Below are 20,253 nucleotides of genomic sequence, written 5' to 3' on the forward strand. Positions count from 1 at the left end.
CCGGGCGATAGCATCGCCCGGTGGCCAGCACACCGAACCCTCGGCAGGAGCCCGTCACCCCCTCACTGGGGTTGAGCCCGCTGTCGCGGGTCCGCCTCGACGAACTGCTCCAGGAGATGCTGGACCGGGTCGGCGAGGTGGTGACCAGCCGGGAACGGCTCCGCGCGCTGCTCGACGCGGTCGTCGGCATCGGCTCCGACCTCGACCTGCGCAGCACCCTGCAACGGATCGTGCGGTCGGCGTGCGAGCTGGTCGGCGCGAAGTACGGCGCGCTCGGCGTGATCGGGCCGGACCGGCTGCTGCACGACTTCATCATCCACGGCATCGACGACGAGCTGCACGCCGAGATCGGCGACCTGCCGCACGGGCGGGGTGTGCTGGGCCTGCTCATCGACGACCCCCGGCCGCTGCGCATGCCGGACATCACCCGGCACCCCAAGTCGTACGGTTTCCCGAAGCACCACCCGCCGATGCACAGCTTCCTCGGCGTGCCGGTACGCATCCGCGAGCAGGTCTTCGGCAACCTCTATCTGGCCGAGAAGCAGGGCGCGGCCGAGTTCACCGAGGACGACGAGGAGATCGTGGTGGCGCTGGCCGCCGCGGCCGGCGTGGCGATCGAGAACGCCCGGCTGTACGCGCTGGCGCACCGGCGGGAACGCTGGCTGGCGGCGACCGCCGAGATCACCTCGGTGCTGCTGGGCGAGGTCCGGCGTACCGACGCGCTGACCCTGGTGGCCCGACGCGCCCGCGAGGTCGCCGAGGCGGAGCTGGCGCTGGTGCTGCTCTACGACGAGGACGAGGGCCAGTTCACCGTCGAGGTGGTCGACGGGGCCGACGAGGCGGTCCGTGGCCTGGTCGGCGCGGTGCTGCCGGCGGCGGAGACCACCTTCGCCGGCTCGGTCACCGAACGCCGCCACGAGTGGGTGGCGAACCTCGCCGAGGCCGGGCCCTGGCCGCTGCCGGTGGTGGCCGGGCCGGCGGTGGTCTCCCCCCTCGCCGCGGCGGACACCCTGCACGGCGTGCTGGTGATCGCGCACCGGCCGGACGCCGGCCGGGCCACCGACGACGACGTGAAGCTGCTGGGCAGCTTCGCCGGGCAGGCGGCCCTGGCCATGGAGCGGGCCCGTGGCCAGGAGGAACGGGAGCTGCTGGTGGTCCTGGAGGACCGCGAGCGGATCGCCCGGGACCTGCACGACGTGGTGATCCAGCGGCTCTTCGCCACCGGCCTGCAGCTGCAGAGCGGTGCGATGAACGCCCGGCCGGAGGTCGCCAAGCGGATCAACGCGGCGGTCGACGACCTGGACGCCACCATCCGCGACATCCGGCGCACCATCTTCGAGCTGCGCACTCCGATGAGCGCGGCACTGCGCACCGAGATCCGCGAGGCGATCGAGGTGGCCGCCGAGTCGCTGGGCTACCGGCCGGAGCTGGAGCTGACCGGGCCGGTGGACAGCGCGGTGCCGGACACCCTGCGGCCGGAGCTGATCGCCGTGCTGCGGGAGGCGCTCTCCAACGCCGTACGCCACGCCCGGGCCGAGCGGGTGGCGGTGGCGGTGAAGATCGACGCGGGCTGGGTGAGCGTGACGGTCACCGACGACGGGGTCGGCTGCGACCCGGAGGCCGCCCGCAGCGGCCTGGTCAACCTGCGGGAACGGGCCGAACGCCTGGGCGGCGACTTCCAGTTGGGCCGGGTGATCCCGCACGGCACCGAGGTGCGCTGGAGCGTCCCGCTGCGCGACTGAGCCCGACCCCGCCGGGGGTCAGTGGCTCTTGCCGAGCAGCCGGGTGGCCAGCACCGCCGCCTGGGTGCGCCGCTCCAGGCCGAGCTTGGCCAGCACGCTGGAGACGTAGTTCTTCACCGTCTTCTCGGCGAGGAACATCTTGCCGGCGATCTCCCGGTTGGTCAGCCCCTCCGCCACGTACTCCAGGATCCGCCGCTCCTGCTCGGTGAGGGTCTTCAGCTCGCGGGGCTGCTCCACGCCGCTGCGGATCCGCTCCAGCACCCGGGTGGTGATCGCCGGGTCCAGCAGGGACTGCCCGGCCGCCACCCGGCGGACCGCGTCCACCAGGTCGGTGCCGCGGATCTGCTTGAGCACGTAGCCGGCGGCACCGGCCATGATCGCCGCGAAGAGCGCCTCGTCGTCCTCGTACGAGGTGAGGATCAGACCCTTGATCGACGAGTCGACGGCGCGGATGTCCCGGCACACGTCGATGCCGTTGCCGTCGGGCAGCCGGGCGTCGAGGATCGCCACGTCGGGGCGGAGTGCGGGGATGCGGCGGGCCGCCTCCTGGGCGGAGCCGGACTCGCCGACCACCTCGATGTCGCCGCTGCTGGTGAGCAGGTCGGCAAGGCCACGACGGACGACCTCGTGGTCGTCGAGCAGGAACACCCGGATCATCCGTCTGTTCTACCCCGCCGTCGGAGGGTTTGCCACGGGCCGAAGGTCCCTACCGGGACGCGTGTCCGTCGGGCAGACGGGCCCGATCAGGAGGGGACCTCCGGCCCTGCGCGGGGAGCCCCTGAGTGACGCACCGTGAAGGGGAGCCAACCGGGGGGCGGCACGGCTGCCACGGAGGGAGCAGGACCATGGACAACGGGTTCACCGTCGAGCAGCTCAGGGCCGCCGCCGCCGACGCCCTGCGGGCGCCGTCCCTGCACAACACCCAGCCCTGGCGGTTCCGCCTCCGCGACGGCGGGATCGAACTGGCGGTGGATCCGCTGCGCCGGCTCCCCGCCACCGATCCGACCGGCTGGGGTGCCCGGATCGGCTGCGGCGCCGCCCTGTTCAACCTGCGGCTGGCGCTCGCCGTCGCCGGCACACCGGCCACGGTGCGGCTGCGGCCGTACCCCGGTGAACCGGACGTGGTGGCCCGGCTGGTGCCGGACGTGCCGCGCCGCCCGACCCCCACCGAGCAGAGCCTGCACGCGGCCATCCCCCGCCGGTTCAGCAACCGCGCGCCGTTCTGGCCCGACCCGGTCCCCGCGGACGCCCGCTGGCGTCTCGGCGAGGCCGCCCGCGCCGAGGAGTGCTGGTTGGAGCTGGTGATCGGGACCAGCGCGGTCAACGCGTTCGCGGAGATCGCCCGCAGCGCCCACCGGGTCCTCGAACGGGACCCCGCCTACGTGACCGAGCGGGCCGAGTGGATCCGCGCCGAACCCGCTCCCGACGGGGTCCCGGCCGCCGCCGGTGGACCGCAGAGCGAACCGCAGGACCTGCTCCCGCAGCGCGGTTTCGGCGGGCGCAACCGGGCGCCGGGGCGGGACTTCGAGCCGGAGCCCCTCGTCGCGGTGCTCGGCTCACCGGGCAACACCGCCACCGACCAGATCATCGCCGGGCAGGCGTTGCAGCGGGTGCTGCTGACCGCCACGGACGCCGGGCTGGCCGTGTCGATGATCTCCCAGCCGATCGAGGTGTCGGGGGCGCGGGAGGCCCTGCGGCTCTCCCTGGGCCGCTTCGGCACGCCGCAGATGGTGATGCGGATCGGCTACGGGCAGCCGGGTCGCCCCACCCCGCGGCGGACCGTGGACGAGGTGCTGGACCTGCCGGTGGTGCAGGCGTAGCCGCTGCTCAGCGCGGGGCCACGGTGGCCAGCAGCGCCGCCTCCCGCGCCGGGTCCAACCCGACCGGTGCCCGCGCGGGCCGTCCGGCCCTCGCCGGCACCCGGCCCACCTCGCGCAGCCAGCGCCAGGTGTCGGCGACCGTCTCGGCCACCGGCCGGCAGACCAGACCCGCCGCGTACGCCCGCGTGACGTTCCGCTCCTGCATCCACCGGTACGGGTGCCCGGCCGGGATCCAGATCGGCAGGTCGTTCCACGGCTCCACCCCGGCGGCCAGGATCGGTGCCGGGTCCGTCCAGCGCAGCACCGCGTCGGAGCCGGTCACCGCGACGACCGCGTCGAGCAGCCCACCCATCGTCGTGTGTCCGCTCCGCCCCACCACGTCGTACGCCCCGCCGAGTCCCGCCGCGCCCTGGTCGAGCAGCCAGGCCGCGAGGTCACGCACGTCGACGTACTGCACCGGCAGGTCCCGGGGGCCGGGTGCCAGCACGTCGCCGCCCCGGGCGACCCGGTGCAGCCACCACGGCAGCCGCCCGATGTCCTCACCGGGGCCGAGGATCAGCCCGGCCCGGACGAGCAGCGCCCGCTCCCCGTACACCTGGACCGCCGCCCGCTCCGCGCCTGCCTTCAACCGCGGGTAGTCGCCGTCGACCGCGTCGGCGGCGGCCTCGACGACCCGGGCCGTCTCGTCCGAGCCGGGTGCCACGGGCTCGGCGTAGACCGACGCGCTGGAGACGTAGACGTAGTGCGGGACGGCGTGGGAGAGCGCCCGCGCCGCGTCGCGCACCGCCCGGGGCGCGCCGTCCCAGGTGTCCACCACCAGGTCCCATCCGCCGCCGGCCAGCGCCGCCAGCCCGTCCGGCGTCGTCCGGTCACCCCGCAACCGGTGTACGCCCCGCGGCGTCCCGCCGTGCAGACCCCGGTTGAACACCGTCACCGACCAGCCCCGACGTACCGCCTCGGCGACCACCGCCCCGCCCACGAAGCCGGTACCACCCAACACCAGAAGTCTCATCCGTCCACCCTGCCCCGCTGATGGTCTGGTGGAGTGGCGTGTTCACGGTGGGCGGATCTGCCCTGGGCAGAAGGACGGCCGGCCGGGGTCTCCGCCCCGGCGGGCCGCGAGGCCACCGAGGTGGCCGGCGTGGTGAGCGGCCGCTACGAACTTGATGGCATTGGTGTAATCAGACCTCAGCCGAGTGAAAATTGGCATGAACCGGACGTTCTGGGTGATTCATTGATGCCATCAAGTTCGTAGCCGCCTGAGTGGTTCATGTCGACGGCAAGCCGATCAGTCGACGACGCCTGGGACCGCGATGAGCTGGCCGCCGGACGGCGCGGAGAGCGCGGCGGGGGCTGGACGGTCCCGAACCACCTGCGTCGAATGTCGGGTTCGGCACGTGACCGCAGGCATCCCCAGGCCGGAATCATGGCGGGGGCCGGGTCGTTACATCCACCGTACGACCGAGTACCACGGCCCGGTGGACGCGCAGTTCGCTCGGGTGCCCGGCCCCGGAATGCGGGTGGCCGGCCGGTCGTTACACATGGTCCCGGCGCCGCGAAGAGGCCCCCGCCCCGCGAGCCAGCCGGTCGAAGACTTTCCCCCCTTGTGCGTGTGTGAGCGCCTGACGGTGCTTGCGTCTCCACCCCCACGGAGGCGCCGACCCCCGAATGGAGCTACCCCTCATGAACACGATGCTGCGGAAGAGCGTTCTCGGTATTGCTGGTCTGGCTTTCACCGGTGGTGTGTTCGCCGGTCCGATCGCCGCCCACGCCGACACCAACCCGGTCACCGCTAGCAAGCCCGTCGCGGCCGTGCAGGCCGACAAGCCCGACACGTCGAAGCTCATCCCGCACGGCGTCCAGGGCAAGCAGTCGAAGATCGACCTGAACGACGAGCAGACCGCCAACGCCAAGGCGATCATCGCTGCCACCAAGAAGGCCGGCCTGCCGGAGCGGGCCGCGGTCATCTCGATCGCCACCAGCCTTCAGGAGTCGAAGCTGGAGAACCTCGGCCACCTCGGCGACGCCAACGACCACGACTCGCTGGGTCTGTTCCAGCAGCGCCCGTCCAGTGGTTGGGGCACGCCGGAGCAGATCACCGACCCCGAATACTCCACGCTGGCGTTCGAGAAGGGTCTGAAGCAGGTCGACGGGTGGCAGGACATGCCGCTGACCGAGGCCGCGCAGACCGTGCAGGTGTCGGCCTACCCGGATGCGTACGCGCAGTGGGAGCAGCAGGCCGCCGACCTGGTCGCCCAGCACTGGAACAGCTGACCACCAGCAACAACCGCTGGCCGGCACCCCGAACCCGGGGTGCCGGCCAGCGGCGTACCCGGATCTTTTGACCGGTGCCGTTCCCAGCGAACGACAACTGTCCAGGATCGGCGGTTGTCAGGGGATGACGTCGACGCCGTGGGTGCGGAGCAGGGTGGTGAGGGCGTCACGGGTGTCGCGGTCCGGGCCGCGGAGCATCCAGACCCGGCCGACCAGCTCAGCGCTGTTCGGGCCGGGCACGTCCCAGGGGCCACCGTGCGGATGGACGGCGAGGGCGACCTGGCCGAACCCGGGTCGGGCGAGCCCCGCGCGGCGGATCTCGTCCCACCGGTAGCTGCGGGTCACCCGGCCGCGCCGCCGCACCAGCAACCCGGTCTCGTCGGCCAGCAGGGCGTCCCGCCGCAGCACCACACCGACGATCACGACGGCGAGCGCCACCCCGAAGGGCGTGTACGGAAAGAAGCGCAGCAGCGCGATGCCCACCACGGCGATCAGCACGGCGATCCCGGCCGGGACCAGCACCGCCGGCCACACCCGGGAGACGAGCAGCTCGCGTACCTGACCGGTACCCCCGTCGACGGTCATCGCCGGGGCATACCCGCTCCGATGTGGACGTACACTCCCGGGCGTCGCGTGGCCGCGCGACGCCCGGGGACGCGTCAGGCCGGGCGGAGGATGAACGTCCAGGTCGTGGTGGTGGTGCTGGCGGCGGCACCGGTCGCGGTCAGGCCGCCGTAGCTGCCGGCCGGGACGGTGCCGCCGGAGTCGGCGAGCAGCCCGGTCACCCGGCCACCGCCGGTCTGCGAACTGTTGCTGCGCACCTGCACGCCGGCCGGGGGGACCAGTTCGGCGGAGAGCCCGTCGCCGTGCATCCAGTACGACACGGCCCAGCTCTGCGCCGCCGTCACGGTGGCGTACGGGGTGATCCGGCCGGCGGAGCTGGCGGTGTCGGTGGCCCGGGCGAACGTGGGTGCGGTGGGCGCGACGCCCCGGTAGGCGGCCACCACCAGGTTGCCCTTGGACTGCGCGTCGAGCGTCACCCGGACGGTCGAGCCGGCGTCCCCGGCGGTCGCCACCTTCCACCAGGCGGTGGTGGTGGCGTAGCCGCCGTCGAACCGGTCCAGTTGGGTCCAGCCGGTCACCCCGGTCGGCTGCCCGGTGCCGGTGTGGGTGTTCTGGCTGAGCAGGAGCAGCAGGGCGTCCCCCGGCTGGACACCCGCCGGTACGACCACCGCGTGGCTGGTCCAGTTGGCGTTCGCGGTGGCCTCTCCGACGAAGGCGATCCGTTCGGCGACGGGCGCGACGGTGACGGGCACCGTGGTGGTGCCGGTGGCCCCCCGGTCGTCGGTCACGGTGAGGGTGACCGGCCAGGTGCCGGCCGTGGCGTACGTGTGCGAGGTGGTCGGCACCGAGACGGTGTCGGCGGTGGTGCCGTCGCCGAAGTCCCAGTGGTGGTCCTGGATCGCGCCGTCCGCGTCGGTGGAGCCGGCGGCGGAGAAGGTGCAGACCAGGCCGGAGCAGGTCGGGGTGACCTCGGCGACGGGCGGCTGGTTCACGCTGCCGCCGGCCCCCTTGAGGATCTTGACGTAGTCGATGTCACCGGCGAAGTAGTCGCAGGTGACCTTCACGCCGTCGCACTGGCTCTTGCCGCCGATGGAGAACTGCCAGGTGTTCGCGATGGTGCCGGTCGGCCCGGTCAGCCGACTGGTCCGCACCCCGTCGACGTACATCTCGACGTAGGTCGAGGTGCGGTTGCAGGTGACGGTGTGCCACTGGCCGTCGGCGATCGACACGTCGGTGTAGCCGGTCCGGGAGGCGCCGTCGCCGCCGCGGAACAGGCACTTGGGCTTCCCGCCCGGCGCCTCGAACTTCCAGTAGCCACCGGCCGTCGCGCCCTGCCCCTTCTGGAGGATGTTGCCGAAGGAGTAGGTGGTCCGGTAGCGGATCGTGAAGGAGAAGTCGCCCGCGTCCGGGTTGAGGTCGGTGCTGTGCGGCACCAGGTCGACGTGGCCCGGCACGTACTCCATGTCGGTGGGCAGGTGGGTGGCGAAGCGGTGGCCGGTGGCCCCGGCGTAGAGCGCGCCGGTCACCACCTCGGTGCCGACGGTGCCGTTGCGACCGTTGCCGCTGCTGTCCTTCAGCGCGGTCGCCCCGGCCGCCTCGTCCATGCTCCAGAACGCCACCGTGCGGGTGGCCGTCGCCTGCGCCGCCGGGGACGCCGCGACGATCCCCGCCCCGGCGAGGAGGGCGGCGACGCCCACTCGGCCGGCGATACGCCGCCAGCCCCGTCCGCTACCTGACCGCCCGCTCGCGTGATCCACGGGCTCACCCTGCCACGGTCGCCGACCTGGGTTCCATGGCCCGTTGGGGGGATGTCACCAGGCTCTTCCGCCGCAGCCGCCGCCGTTGCGGCCGGTCCGGGCGGACCGGTCGCGGTCCGGTCCGGACCTCCCACCGCGCCGGACGGGACGTCCGGATGCGGGCTCGGGCCCTCCGCACGGGGTCGCCGGCCCGCACTACACTCTCCGGCGGAGCAGGGCCCGAGGCGGACGAGGGGCGACCGGACCGGGCACAGCGGACCGTCGGGCCGCTCGGCGAGGTCGCGACGACAGCGCCGCCGCGAGGGTACGCAGGGCCCACGGTCCGGCACGACCTGCCCGGCCGGGCCGGGTGGAGAACGGGAACGGGGAGAAGACATGCAGACCGCCGGGCAGTACCGCCTGCAGGTGGCGTTGAGCAGCTGCCAGGTCGGTGACGTCTGGTCGGGGACCGACGAGCGTGGCCGTCCGGTGACCGTCGCCGTGCTCAACGAGCGGGCCTCCGTGGACGACCGCTGGCGGGACGCCTTCGCGGCGGCGGCCGAGGCGCTCGGCCAGGCCGGCGCGGACCAGTTGCCGATCGTCGGCGCCGACCATCAGGGCGCCCGCCCGTGGGTGGCCTGCGCGGCGGAGCGGGGGGCCGGCGCGGCGCAGATCTTCGAGGCGCTCGGCCAGCACCTGCAACCCGTGGCACCGACTCCTGCGGCGCAGCCGGGCCCGGTCCATCCCGCGCCCGTTCCGGTGCCGTCGACGGCGGCACCGGCCACCCCGCCGGGCGCCGACGACTGGGCACCCACCCAGGCCCTGCCCGTCCAGCCGGGGCCGCACCAGCCGCTGGCCGGCGAGTCGGCACCCACCGAGGCGCTGCCGGTGCTGTCGGCACCCACCCAGGCGATGCCCGCGGTGGCCGCCCCGGCCGTACCGGTCCAGCCCACCCCGGCCGAGCCGGTCCAACCGGAACCACCCACGACCCCGATGGTCGTCCAGCAGACGCCGCCCGCGCTGCGGCCGGGCGAACCCGTGCCCGTCCAGCCGGTGTCCGGGCATCCGTATCCGTCCACGGTGGAGAGCCGGCCGACGTCGGGCCTGCCGGTCTCCGGCCAGCCCACGTCCGGCTTCCCGGGCGCCGGGCACGGCAGTTCGGGTTTCCCGGTGTCCGGTTCGCCGGTCTCCGGCTCGCCGGTGTCGGGCTATCCCGTGTCCGGCTATCCGATGTCGGGCTACCCCACCTCCGGCCTGCCGGTGTCCGGCGGTGCCGGGTACCCGCCGTACCCTGCTCCCACGTTCGGTGAGCAGCCGCCCGCCAAGCGGCGACGGACCGGCCTGCTGGTCACCCTCGTGGCGATCGCCGGCCTGCTGGCCGGCAGCGGCGCCGTGGTGGCCGTGCAGGCGTTGCGGGGCGGGGGCGGGGGCGGTGGCGTGCCGGGACCGGTCTCCCCCACGGCCCCGGCCCGGTACTCCCCGGCCGACCTGCTGCTGCCGGAGGCGGCGCCCGCCGCCCCGGGGGCGGAACCGCCGCGCAGTGGCGGCTGGCCGTCGAAGTGGCCGACCTTCACGGCTGCCGAGTCCACCAAGCCGATGAACGGCCTCGACGGCGTGGGCTTCGACTTCCGGGTCCCACCGACCTGGACCTGCACCAAGGCGGAGCAGCGGGCCGCGGCGGTGCACTACCGCTGCGGGGACGGCGCCGGCGACTCGATGACCAGCGGCGGTGACCTCGTCGTCCGTACCTGCGAGCCGGTCTGCGACGAACAGAAGCGCACCGCGCTGCGCCAGCGCGAGGAGGCGTGGGGCGTCCGCTGGACGCGCAGCGGCCCCTTCACCGCCTGGGCGTACGCCACCAGCGTGGACGGCAAGCCCGTGTACGGTCTCATGTACGTCGCGTTCTGGCGGTCCACACCGGAGGGTCAGATCGACCGGGAACTCGTCCTGCGCCTGACGGCACCGCTCGCGGCCAAGGACGAGTTGAAGAAGGTGGCCAACTCGGTCCGCGATCAGACGTTCACGCTCTAAGGAGTGGCCGTGCCCAAGACCCTGGCTGTTCCCGGGGCCTACCCGACCATCGCCGACGCGCTGGAGGTGGCGCCTGACGGGGCGGTCATCTCGCTCGCCCCCGGGACCTACCGCGAACGGATACGGCTCGTGGGGCGGCGCCTCACCGTGCAGGCGTCCGGTGAGGCCGGCTCGGCGACGGTGGACGCGAGCGGGCTGGACGGTTCGGCCCTGGCCGTCACCTCCGGTGAGGTCACCGTGGAGGGCCTCGTACTGACCGCCGGCGACTACCCGGCCGTCGCGGTCACCGGTGCCCGGGTCACGTTGCGCAGGTGCGAGTTGTCGGCCGGCTACGGCGCGGGGCTCCAGGCCACCGACGGCGCCACGGTGGACGCCGCCGAGGTGCGGGTGGTACGCGGCCAGCACGGCTTCGTCTTCTCCGACGCGGGCGGCACAGTCGAGTCCTGTGAGATCCGGGACGTCACCGACGACGGCATCATCGTCCGGCTGGGGGCCGACCCGACGATCCGGGGCACCACGGTGGCCGGCTGCGGCTACCGGGGCGTGTACGTCTACCAGTCCGGCCGCCCCACCATCGAGCGGTGCGACGTCTCGGGCACGGGGGACGCGGGGATCGTGGTGGCGCACCGCAGCTCACCGAGGATCGTGCAGACCTGGGTGCACGAGACGCACGGCGTCGGCATCGCCTTCGGTCCGGGCTGCGGCGGCGTGGTGGACCAGTGCCGGGTCGAACAGACCGCCCCGCCCGGCGTCGACGTCGACCCGGCGGCCGATCCGACGGTGACGCTCAACGACGGGGGCAAGATGCCCATGACCGGCGTGGGCATCGCCGACGGCGGCGTCGACCAGGACACCGTCGAGATGGACAAGCTGCTCACCGAACTGGACTCGATGATCGGCCTCGCCGCGGTCAAGGCCGAGGTCCGGTCGCTGATCGACGAGATCCAGGTGAACGAGTGGCGGCGCAACGCGGGTCTCTCCGTGGGTGCGGCCAGCCACCACCTGATCTTCACCGGCGCCCCCGGTACGGGTAAGACGACCGTGGCCCGCATCTACGGGCAGCTGCTCAAGGCGCTCGGGGTGCTGCCGAACGGCCGCTTCAAGGAGGTCTCCCGGCGCGACCTGGTCGGTCAGTACATCGGCCACACGGCGGAGAAGACCACCTCGGTGTTCGAGGAGGCGATGGGGGGCGTGCTCTTCATCGACGAGGCGTACACCCTCTCCCGGGCGGGCGGGGCCAGCGCGGACTTCGGCCAGGAGGCCATCGACACGCTGGTCAAGCTGATGGAGGACCACCGCGACCAGGTGGCGGTGATCGTGGCCGGCTACACCCAGGAGATGCTCGACTTCCTGGACGCCAACTCCGGTCTGGCCTCGCGCTTCGCCAAGACCATGGAGTTCGAGAACTACGGCCCGGACGAGCTGGTCATGATCTCGGAGCGGATCGCCCGCAACGACGACTACGTCTTCGCCCCGGGCCTCAGTGACGCCCTCCACGAACACTTCTCCCAGGTGGAGCGCGACCGCAACTTCGGTAACGCGCGCGAGGCGCGCAAGCTGCTGGAGGGCATGCGCAAGGCGCAGTCCGGCCGGCTGCGCGCGCTCGGGTGGATGCCCGGTCTGGACGATCTCCGCACGCTGGTCCTGGAGGACCTGCTCACCACGATCCGCTAGCCGGCTCCATAGAATGATCTCGCTCAAGGTCCCGCGGGGAGGCGACTGGTGAACGACGGCGAGGGCTACCCCCGGCACCCCGTCGGCAGGGCGGCCCCGGTGAGCAGCGGTCATCCGGCCGCCGCGCCGGCGTACCCGTCGCCCGGTGGCGTGCCGCCGCAGTTCGGTGCCGCGCCGGTCGGTGCTCCCGCACCGGGGACCGCCGGCGTCCCGGCTCCGTCCACGACGGACGACGCCGGGGTGCGGGCCGTACGCCGGCCGGGGCATCTCGGCTCGCTCAGCACCGGTCAGATCCTCGTCGCCGAGGCCGCGGTCGTGCTCGCGGTCGCCGCCGCCACCCGTGGCCCGGTGCCGGGGCTGATCGCGGGCGCCGTGGCGCTGCTGCTGGTCACGCTCGCCTTCGCCCGCCGACGTCAGCGGTGGTGGCTGGAGGACCGGGTGATCGCGTGGCGCTACCGCCGGCGACGGGCCGCCGCCGTCGACCGCACGACCGAGCCGGTCCTCGCCGCGCTACGGACGATCGCGCCGGGCCTGACGGTCCGCGAGGTCTCCGCGCCCGACGGGGCCCGCGTCGGGGTGGCCCGGGACGAGGCGGGCTGGTTCAGCGTCGTCGCGCTCACGCCGACCGCGCCGGTGCACGCCGAGGGCGCGCCGGTGCCGTTGGACGCGCTGGTGGGCGTCCTGGCCGCCACCGAGCAGCCGGGTGTGGTGCTGCAACTGGTCAACCACACCGTGCCGGCGCCCAGCCTCGACGTGCCCTCGGCGTCGCCGGCGGGCGCGTCGTACCAGCAGCTCACCAGCGCGCTCAGCCCGATCGCCGTCCCCGCGCACCGGGAGTCGTCGGTGGCCGTCCGGATCGACGCCCGGAGCCTCGCCGAGGCCCTGCTCGACCACCACGCCGACGCCGAGGCCGCCGCGTCCCTCGTCGCCAGCCTGGGCCGCCGGACCGCCACCAGCCTGCGACGGCTCGGCATCGCCTGCCGGGTGCTGGACACCCAGGACCTGGTGGCCGCGCTGGCCCGGTCCTGCGACGTGGAGCCCGGCGGCACGGGTGACGGCTCGCCGGTCCACGAGGAGTGGAGCCGGTGGCACTCGGCGCAGTTGCTGCACCGCACCTTCTGGCTGCGGACCTGGCCGTCCTCGACGGCGGCGATCGGGGCGCTCTTCGACCGGGTGGCCGCGACCCCGGCCGCGCAGACCAGCATGGCGCTGGTGCTGGACCCGTCCGGTGGCGACGACGTGGCGGTCCGCGCGCTGATCCGGCTGGCCGCCCGGCCCGATGACGACTTCGCCGCCCTGGAGCGGGCCCTGACCGAGGGCGTCCGGCGACTCGGCGGCGACCTGCAACCGCTCGACGGCGAGCAGGGGCCCGCCGCCTATGCGACGGCGCCGACGGGAGGTGGAGCGGGATGACGTATCCGGACCGCGACGGGGCCTGGCGGCCGCCGTCCGCCCGACGGCCCGAGGACGAGACCCCGCAGCCTCCCGCACCCGCGCAGCAGCCGACCGCGCCGGGACAGCCGTACCCGGGACAGCCGTATCCGGGACAGCCGTATCCGGGGCAGCAGCAGCCCGGGCAGGTACACCCCGGGCAGGTCTACCGCGCGCAGCAGCAGCCGGGCATGGGCCAAGGACACCCGTCGGGGACCGTGACCCCGCCGCCGGGTGGCGGACATTCGGCCGTCGCCGCGCCGCCGCCGGGCGGGGTCTACCAGTCCGGTGCCGCCGCGCGGGCCGCCGTCCCCCAGGCCGGCGTCGCACCGCAGGTCGGCGCGGCCCAGGGCGCTGCGCAGCCGGCGCCGCTGCCGCCACCGCCGATGCTGGCCCGACGCCCCGCCGCCGGGATGCCCGGGCCGATCGTCGCCCGGGCCGCCGCGCCGGTCGTCACGGCCACCAGCGAGGGCGACCAGGACGCCGGTACGTCGGCCCGCCGGCTGGCCGCGCCCGCCGTGACCGCTGCCCCGTTGGCCACGTCGGCGGCCCTGGCCGCCGCCGACTCCCGCGCCGACGGGCCGCAGGACGGCGGCCCGCCCGCCGACGGCGCGGCGCGGGCGGCGGAGGCCCGGACCGGCCCCTCGGGTCGGATGTCGCGGCTGCACGTCGGCTGGCACTCCATCTCCCGGGCGGCGCTGAGCCGGGTCGCGGTCGCCCCGGCCGCCAGCGCCGGGTTGATCATCGGGCGGGACCGGCAGCACGCGCCGGTGCCCCTGCGGCTCTTCGCACCCGAGCCGGTACGGGCCACCCTGGTCGGCGGCGTCTGGGTGGCGCAACTGCTCATCTTCCGGGCGTTCTCGCTGGGTGCCCGGGTCACCGTGGTCACCAACGAGCCCCGCGCGTGGGCCGGCTTCGGAGAACGCGCCACCGGGCAGTACAACCGACTCACCGTGCTCAGCAGCGACCAGCGACTGGTCGGAGCCGGCACGGCGCAGCGGCCGATGCTGACCCTCTACGACTTCGGCACCACCGGCCCGGCCACCGCGCCGCCGCTCGGCCCGTGGCGTACCCAGCTCACCATGCTGCGCCAGCTCGACCGGGCCGGGGTGGCGGCGCTGCAGGACGCCCAGTTCACGCTGCTGCAACGGCTCGGCAGCGCCGAGGCGACCCTGGCCGCGTCGGCGCTGCGGCTGCGCCCGCACAGCAGCCAGTTCCTCCAGTTCATGGCCGACGACATGATCGCCCTGGTCGAGGACGGCACGGACCGGTACGTCTTCCTCGCCGAGACCGGCGTCGAACAGCAGCAGGTCGGCACCCCCCGCCGCTGACGGCCGGGGTGCCGACGCCACGGCGGAGACGTCGGGACAGCGCGTGACAGGGAATGCCCCCACGTCGGCGACGTGGGGGCATTCGGCGGGGCGTCAGCGGGTGGGCGGGGTCCAGGCGAGCTGGACCAGGCGGTTGCCGTGCTTGCGGGTGACCATCCAGGCCCGGCCCGGCGGCAGTACCTGCGGCTTGAGCGTGCCGAAGAGCGGACCCTCCTCGCGCGGACCCGACATCATGATGCCCGGCGAGGCCAGCTCCCGGATCCGGCCGATCACCGGATCGAACATCGCCCGGGAGGCGCCACCGATCCGCCGCGTGAGGATCAGGTGCAGGCCGATGTCGCGGGCCTGCGGCAGGAACTCCAGCAACGGCAGCAGCGGGTTCGTCGCCGCACCGGCCACCAGGTCGTAGTCGTCGACCAGGATGTAGAGCTGCGGGCCCTTCCACCAGCTGCGGGCGTTGAGCATCTCGGGCGTGACATCCGGGCCGGGCAGCCGCTCCCGCATCGCCGCGGCGACCTGACCGACCAGGTCAGCGGTCACCTGGTGCGAGGTGCCGTACCCGATGGTGTGCGCCGGGTCGACGCAGCCGAGCAGGCTGCGGCGTAGGTCGACCAGGAGCAGCCGCGCCTCGGCCGGCGTGTGGCTGGCCGCGATGGAGCGCGCCAGGCTGCGCAGGAAGGAACTCTTGCCGCTCTCCATGTCGCCGAAGAGCAGCGCGTGCGGCTCGGCGTCGAAGTCCAGCCAGACCGGTTGCAGGTCGGCCTCGGCGATGCCGATCGGGACCAGTCCGCCGCGCGCCGGCGGCAGGGCCTCGTACGGCAGCTCGGCGGGGAGCAGCCGCACCCGCGGCGCGGGCGGGCCGGTCCAGTGCTCGTTCGCGAGCTTGACGTACTCGGCGACGGCGTCGGAGAGGTCGTCGACGCGCTGCTCCCGGTCGATCCGGGGCAGGGCGGCGAGGAAGTGGTGGCCGTCGGGGGTGAGCCCTCGGCCGGGAGCCTGCTCCGGCACGTTGACCGCCTCCCGGCGGTTGATCACCGAGTCGGCGGGCTCACCGAGGCGCAGTTCGACCCGGGTGCCGAAGACGTCGCGGATCTGCGCCCGGATGTCCATCCAGCGGTTCGCCGCGGCGACGACGTGGATCCCGAAGCCCAGGCCCCGGTTGGCCAGCTCGTTGATGGTCGGTTCGAGGTCCTCGAACTCGGTCCGCATCGTCGACCAGCCGTCGATCATCAGGAACACGTCGCCGAACGGCTCCTCGGCGAACCGGCCCTGCGCCCGGGCCCGCCGGTACGCGGCCGCGCCCTCGATGTTCTGCCGGGCGAAGAGCTCCTCCCGGGACCGCAGCAGCCCGTGCAGCTCGGCGACCGTACGCCGGACCCGGTCGACGTCGCGGCGGGTCGCCACCCCGCCCACGTGCGGCAGGTCGGCCAGCGCGCTCAACGGCCCGCCGCCGAAGTCGAGGCAGTAGAACTGCACCTCCCGCGGGGTGTGGGTGAGCGCCAGGCTGGTGATCAGGGTGCGCAGCAGGTTCGACTTGCCGGACTGGGTGGCGCCCACCACGACCACGTTGCCGGCCGCGCCGGAGAGGTCCAGCCACATCGGGTCGTGCCGCTGCTCGAACGGCTTGTCGACGACGCCGCAGAGGGCGTGCAGCGAGCCGTACCGGTCGGCCGCGTCGACGGTCAGGCCCCGGTCGGGCAGGGTGACCACCGACGGCAGCATCTGGCCCAGGGTGGGCGCCTGCTCCAGCGGCGGCAGCCACACCTCGTGCGCGGCCGGCCCGCGCCCCTCCATCTGCCGGACCAGGACCTCCAGCAGGGTGTCCCCCACCACCTTGGTGTCCTCGGCCGCCCGCTCGGCGTCCGGGTCCTCGACGGGCTGCTCGTCGCGCAGCGGGGCGACGTAGAACGTGGTGAAGTCGCGGATCGGGTCACCGAGCCGGACGCCGGAGGCGGCCAGCGCCCGGTCCTGGCGGACCGCGCCGGAGACGTACGCGGCCTTCAGCCGGACCAGCCCCTCGGTGCCGGTACGCAGGTAGCCGTGCCCCGGTGACCGGGGCAGCTCGTACGCGTCGGGCGCGCCGAGCACCGCCCGGCTCTCCATCGACGAGAAGGTCCGCAGACCGATCCGGTACGACAGGTGCGACTCCAGTCCGCGCAGCCGCCCCTCCTCCAGCTTCTGCGAGGCGAGCAGCAGGTGGATGCCGAGGGACCGGCCGACCCGTCCGATCTGGACGAACATGTCGATGAAGTCGGGCCGGTGGCTGAGCAGTTCGGAGAACTCGTCGACGATGAACAGGAGGCTGGGCAGCGGGGCGAGCGGCACACCGGCCGAGCGGGCCCGCTCGTAGTCGCGCTGCGAGGCGTAGTTGCCGGCCTTGCGCAGCAGCTCCTGCCGGCGGGTCAGCTCGCCCTGGATCGCACCGAGCATCCGGTCGACCAGGGCCAGCTCGTCCTCCAGGTTGGTGATCATCGCGCTGGTGTGCGGCAGCCGGTCCAGCGAGGCGAAGGTCGCGCCGCCCTTGAAGTCGACCAGCACGAAGTTGAGGATCTCGGGGCTGTGCGTGACCGCCAGCGCCAGCACCAGCGTCCGCAGCAGCTCCGACTTGCCGGAGCCGGTCGCGCCGACGAGCAGGCCGTGCGGGCCCATGCCGTCCTGCGCCGACTCCTTCAGGTCCAGCTCGATAGGGCGGCCGTCGAGCCCCACCCCGATCGGCACCCGCAGCCGGTCCCGGTTGGGCCGGCTCGCCCACAGCTCGTCCAGGTCGAGCTGGTAGGGGTCGTCCTGTTCGAGCAGCTCGGTGAGGCCGAGGTCGTGCAGCACGGCGTTCTGCTCGCCGTGCGACGCGGCGGACATCCGCAGCGGGGCCAGCTCGCGGGCGAGCACCTCGGCGCAGGCCAGGTCCAGCCCGTCGGCCCGCCCGACGGTGGTGCTGCCGTCCATGGTGGTGCCGGTGACGGTGCCGTCGGCGGCGACGTCGAGGATGACGGAGCTGTCGTCGAGCAGGCGGGGCGGCGGCACCGACAGGTCGAGGATGGTCACCCCGGCGACCCCGCCCTCGGTCATCAGGTGGTCGGAGCCGGCGACCGAGCCGCCGTCGATGACGACCAGGACGTGCGGTCCGGCCGGCGCGGGGCCGCCCGGGTCGAAGCGGGGCCGGTTGACCAGCACGTCGTCGAGCATCGCCTCGAGCGCGGCCACGCCGGGCGCGACCAGCCGGACCGGTCCGACCGCGTCGGTCTTGTCGGGGTGCTGCACGTGCGGCAGCCACTTGGCCCACTCCCAGCGGGAGCGGTGGTGGTCTGGCACGCAGACGCCGATGAGCATGTCGTCGGGGGCATGGAAGACGGCGATCTGGGCGACCAGCGCCCGCGCCAGGTCGCGCGCCGCGTCGTCGCCGCCGCGCAGATAGATCCGCGAGAAGTCGCGCAGGGCCACCGCCACCGGCAGGTCCGGCACCACCGAGTACGTGTTGACGAACTTGCGCAGCGCCATCGCGCAGAGCGGTTCCAGCTCGTCGACCGGCCGGGTCTGCGGCGGTACGAGGCGGGTGGCGACCTCCTGCGCCCCGACGGCCACCCGGACGACGGTGAAGTCGGCGTCGCCGCGCCGGCGCTCCCAGAGCCGTCCGCTGTCCACCAGGGTCCAGAGCGTCTCCGGGTCCGGGTTGCGGTAGTACATCGCCTCGCGCTGCTGCCGGATCGTGTTGCGGACCTGGGCGCGCAGCTGGGAGAGGTGGCGCAGGTACTGCCGGCGGGACTCGATCATCTCGCGCTTGCCCGGGCCGGTGGTGTTGGTGACCATCATGGCGATCATGCCGAGGATGGAGACGCCGTACATGCCGCCGGCCACGTAGGTCAGCGGGCCACCGCGCTGGACGCCCATCATCAGGCCCATCGCCGCGGCACCCGCGCCCATCGGCAGCACCATCAGCATCCGGGTCCAGCCCTTGCCACCGGCCGGTGGCACCTCGGGCGGCGGGTCGAGCAGCAGCTCGCCGGACGGCATGGTCGGCGCCGGACGGCGAGGAGGGCGCTTGACGATCGTGACTGTCACGCTGAGCTCTCCCCATAAGCGACGGATCGGTGCTCATCCTAGCCATCGACGCCCGGCGCGATCTGCCGCACGTCCGCCCGGTCGAATCCCCTTCGGAGACGCCGAATGCGGCCCCCACCGCTGCGGAGCGGGCCTGCTAGGTTGTCGGGCGAACATCGGCGTCCTACAAAGAGGTGACCGCGTGACCTCACCGGTTGGCCCAAGCCTGGCCCGGGTGACCGTCGATGCGCCGCAGCGGCGGATGGACATCGCCCTTCCGGACAACATGCTCGTGGCCGAACTGCTGCCGCACCTGCTGCGGCACGCCGACGGGGCACTGGGCGAGACCAGCGAGCGCAACGGCGGCTGGGTGCTGCGTCGGGCCACCGGCGCCGCCCTCGAACCGCACCGCAACCTGGCCGCGCAGGGCGTCCGCGACGGCGAGCTGCTGCACCTCAACCCGGCGCGGGAGGACTGGCCCGAGCTGGCGTACGACGATGTCGTCGAGGTGATCGCGAGCGGCGCCCGCCGGGCCGGGCAGTCCTGGGGTGCGGTCGCGACCCGCCGCGCCGGGCTGGCCGTCACCGCCGCGGCGCTGCTCATCGGGCTGGCCGGGCTGGCCGTCTCGGGACCGCCCTGGTCGACGCCCGCGGTGATCGCCCTCGGCGTCGCGCTCGCGCTGACCTTCGGCGGGGTGCTGCTGTCCCGGGCGTTCAGCGACGCGAACGCCGGTGGGGTGGTCGCCGCCGCCGGCCTGCCGTACGCGTTCCTCGGCGGGGCCTGGCTGCTGACCCCGGCCGACGCGGGTGTCCTCGGCATCGGCGCGTCCGGCCTGCTGCTGGGCAGCGCCACCCTGCTGGTGCTCAGCGTCCTCGGGCACGTCGGCGTCGCCGGGCTGCCCCGGCTCTTCGTCGCCGGGGTGGCCGCCGCGCTCACCGGTCTGCTCAGCGCGCTGCTCTGCCTGGCCGGCATCTCCGCCACCGGCGCCGCGGCGGTGGCGCTGACCGCCGCCATCGGGCTGCTGCCGGCCTATCCGGTGGTGGCGAGCTGGATCGGCCGGCTGCCGTTCCCGGATCTGCCGAACCGGGCCGAGGAGCTGCTCAAGGACAAGCCGATGCCGCGCCGTACCGACGTCTTCGCCGCCGTGGTGCGCGCCAACGAGGTGCTGACCGGTCTGCTGCTCTCCGCCGCGATCTGCAGCGTGCTGGCGATCGGCTTCCTGACGGTGCGCCGGGTGAGCCTGGCCGGCGTACTGCTGGTGGTGGCCGCGGTGGCCGCGCTGCTGCTGCGGGCCCGGCTGCTGCCGACGCCGCAGCAGCGGGTGCCGCTGCTGGTCGCGGGGCTGGTCGGGCTGGCCGTGCTCGCCCTCGGTGGCGCGTACGCCGGCGGCGGCGCCACCCCCGGTCTGCTGCTGCTGGCCGGCGCGGTGCTCGTCGCCGGGATCGCGTTGCCCACCGCGATCGTGTTCAGCCGCCGGTCGCCCTCGCCCTATCTGGGTCGGGCGGCGGACATCCTCGACGTGCTGGCCATCATGTCGCTGATCCCGCTGGCCTGCGCGGTGATCGGCGTCTTCCGGTCGATCCAGGGGCTGTTCGCCTCGATCGGCGGGTGACCG

General features: G+C 74.1%; 13 protein-coding genes. 8 read left to right on the plus strand and 5 right to left on the minus strand.

Annotated elements, in window-relative coordinates; translation table 11 throughout:
- Positions 1-71 precede the first annotated feature (71 nt).
- Positions 72-1,742 (plus strand): GAF domain-containing sensor histidine kinase, encoded by a 1,671-nt coding sequence (locus ABUL08_RS15035; RefSeq protein WP_350938635.1) that lies wholly within the window; start codon positions 72-74, stop codon positions 1,740-1,742.
- Between the two features lie 18 nt (positions 1,743-1,760).
- On the opposite strand, the gene ABUL08_RS15040 is transcribed toward ABUL08_RS15035, so the two are convergent.
- Complete coding sequence (locus tag ABUL08_RS15040; protein ID WP_350930538.1) at positions 1,761-2,399, minus strand: response regulator transcription factor; 639 nt, start codon at positions 2,397-2,399, stop codon at positions 1,761-1,763.
- 188 nt (positions 2,400-2,587) lie between these two features.
- Here ABUL08_RS15040 and ABUL08_RS15045 point away from each other — a divergent pair, with 188 nt between their 5' ends.
- Entirely contained in the window at positions 2,588-3,562 is a 975-nt protein-coding gene (locus tag ABUL08_RS15045; protein ID WP_350930539.1) for an Acg family FMN-binding oxidoreductase, read from the plus strand.
- 7 nt (positions 3,563-3,569) lie between these two features.
- Here ABUL08_RS15045 and ABUL08_RS15050 read toward each other — a convergent pair whose 3' ends face one another.
- Positions 3,570-4,574, minus strand: a complete 1,005-nt coding sequence (locus tag ABUL08_RS15050) for an NAD-dependent epimerase/dehydratase family protein (RefSeq protein WP_350930540.1) — start codon at positions 4,572-4,574, stop codon at positions 3,570-3,572.
- Positions 4,575-5,245: 671 nt separating this feature from the next.
- Here ABUL08_RS15050 and ABUL08_RS15055 point away from each other — a divergent pair.
- Positions 5,246-5,836: a hypothetical protein gene (locus ABUL08_RS15055; RefSeq protein WP_350930541.1), complete on the plus strand. Its 591-nt coding sequence runs from the start codon at positions 5,246-5,248 to the stop codon at positions 5,834-5,836.
- Between the two features lie 117 nt (positions 5,837-5,953).
- Here ABUL08_RS15055 and ABUL08_RS15060 read toward each other — a convergent pair whose 3' ends face one another.
- Together ABUL08_RS15060 and ABUL08_RS15065 are read right to left on the minus strand one after the other, a co-directional pair.
- Positions 5,954-6,421 (minus strand): hypothetical protein, encoded by a 468-nt coding sequence (locus ABUL08_RS15060; RefSeq protein ID WP_350930542.1) that lies wholly within the window; start codon positions 6,419-6,421, stop codon positions 5,954-5,956.
- Positions 6,422-6,495: 74 nt separating this feature from the next.
- Entirely contained in the window at positions 6,496-8,097 is a 1,602-nt protein-coding gene (locus tag ABUL08_RS15065) for a PKD domain-containing protein (protein ID WP_350930543.1), read from the minus strand.
- A gap of 435 nt (positions 8,098-8,532) precedes the next feature.
- On the opposite strand from ABUL08_RS15065, the gene ABUL08_RS15070 reads away from it, so the two are divergent.
- From ABUL08_RS15070 to ABUL08_RS15085, 4 genes are read left to right on the plus strand one after another with little or no spacing between them, the layout of a single operon-like run.
- A complete protein-coding gene (locus tag ABUL08_RS15070; RefSeq protein ID WP_350930544.1) occupies positions 8,533-10,167 on the plus strand; it encodes a hypothetical protein in 1,635 nt (544 codons plus the stop codon).
- 9 nt (positions 10,168-10,176) lie between these two features.
- Positions 10,177-11,841, plus strand: coding sequence for a right-handed parallel beta-helix repeat-containing protein (locus tag ABUL08_RS15075; RefSeq protein WP_350930545.1), 1,665 nt, complete (start codon positions 10,177-10,179; stop codon positions 11,839-11,841).
- 48 nt (positions 11,842-11,889) lie between these two features.
- Complete coding sequence (locus ABUL08_RS15080; protein ID WP_350930546.1) at positions 11,890-13,254, plus strand: type VII secretion protein EccE; 1,365 nt, start codon at positions 11,890-11,892, stop codon at positions 13,252-13,254.
- Positions 13,251-14,603 carry a hypothetical protein gene (locus ABUL08_RS15085; RefSeq protein ID WP_350930548.1) on the plus strand — a complete coding sequence of 451 codons (1,353 nt, stop codon included), beginning with the start codon at positions 13,251-13,253 and terminating at the stop codon, positions 14,601-14,603. Before ABUL08_RS15080 ends, ABUL08_RS15085 begins: the two co-directional genes overlap by 4 nt.
- A 93-nt stretch (positions 14,604-14,696) precedes the next feature.
- Here the strand turns inward: ABUL08_RS15085 and eccCa are convergent, their stop codons facing one another.
- Positions 14,697-18,659 carry a type VII secretion protein EccCa gene (gene eccCa / locus ABUL08_RS15090; protein ID WP_350930549.1) on the minus strand — a complete coding sequence of 1,321 codons (3,963 nt, stop codon included), beginning with the start codon at positions 18,657-18,659 and terminating at the stop codon, positions 14,697-14,699.
- Positions 18,660-18,873: 214 nt separating this feature from the next.
- On the opposite strand from eccCa, the gene eccD reads away from it, so the two are divergent.
- Positions 18,874-20,250, plus strand: coding sequence for a type VII secretion integral membrane protein EccD (gene eccD / locus ABUL08_RS15095; protein ID WP_350930550.1), 1,377 nt, complete (start codon positions 18,874-18,876; stop codon positions 20,248-20,250).
- Positions 20,251-20,253: the final 3 nt, after the last annotated feature.

Origin of the sequence: Micromonospora sp. CCTCC AA 2012012 (genome assembly GCF_040499845.1) — a bacterium.
Taxonomy (GTDB): domain Bacteria; phylum Actinomycetota; class Actinomycetes; order Mycobacteriales; family Micromonosporaceae; genus Micromonospora; species Micromonospora mangrovi.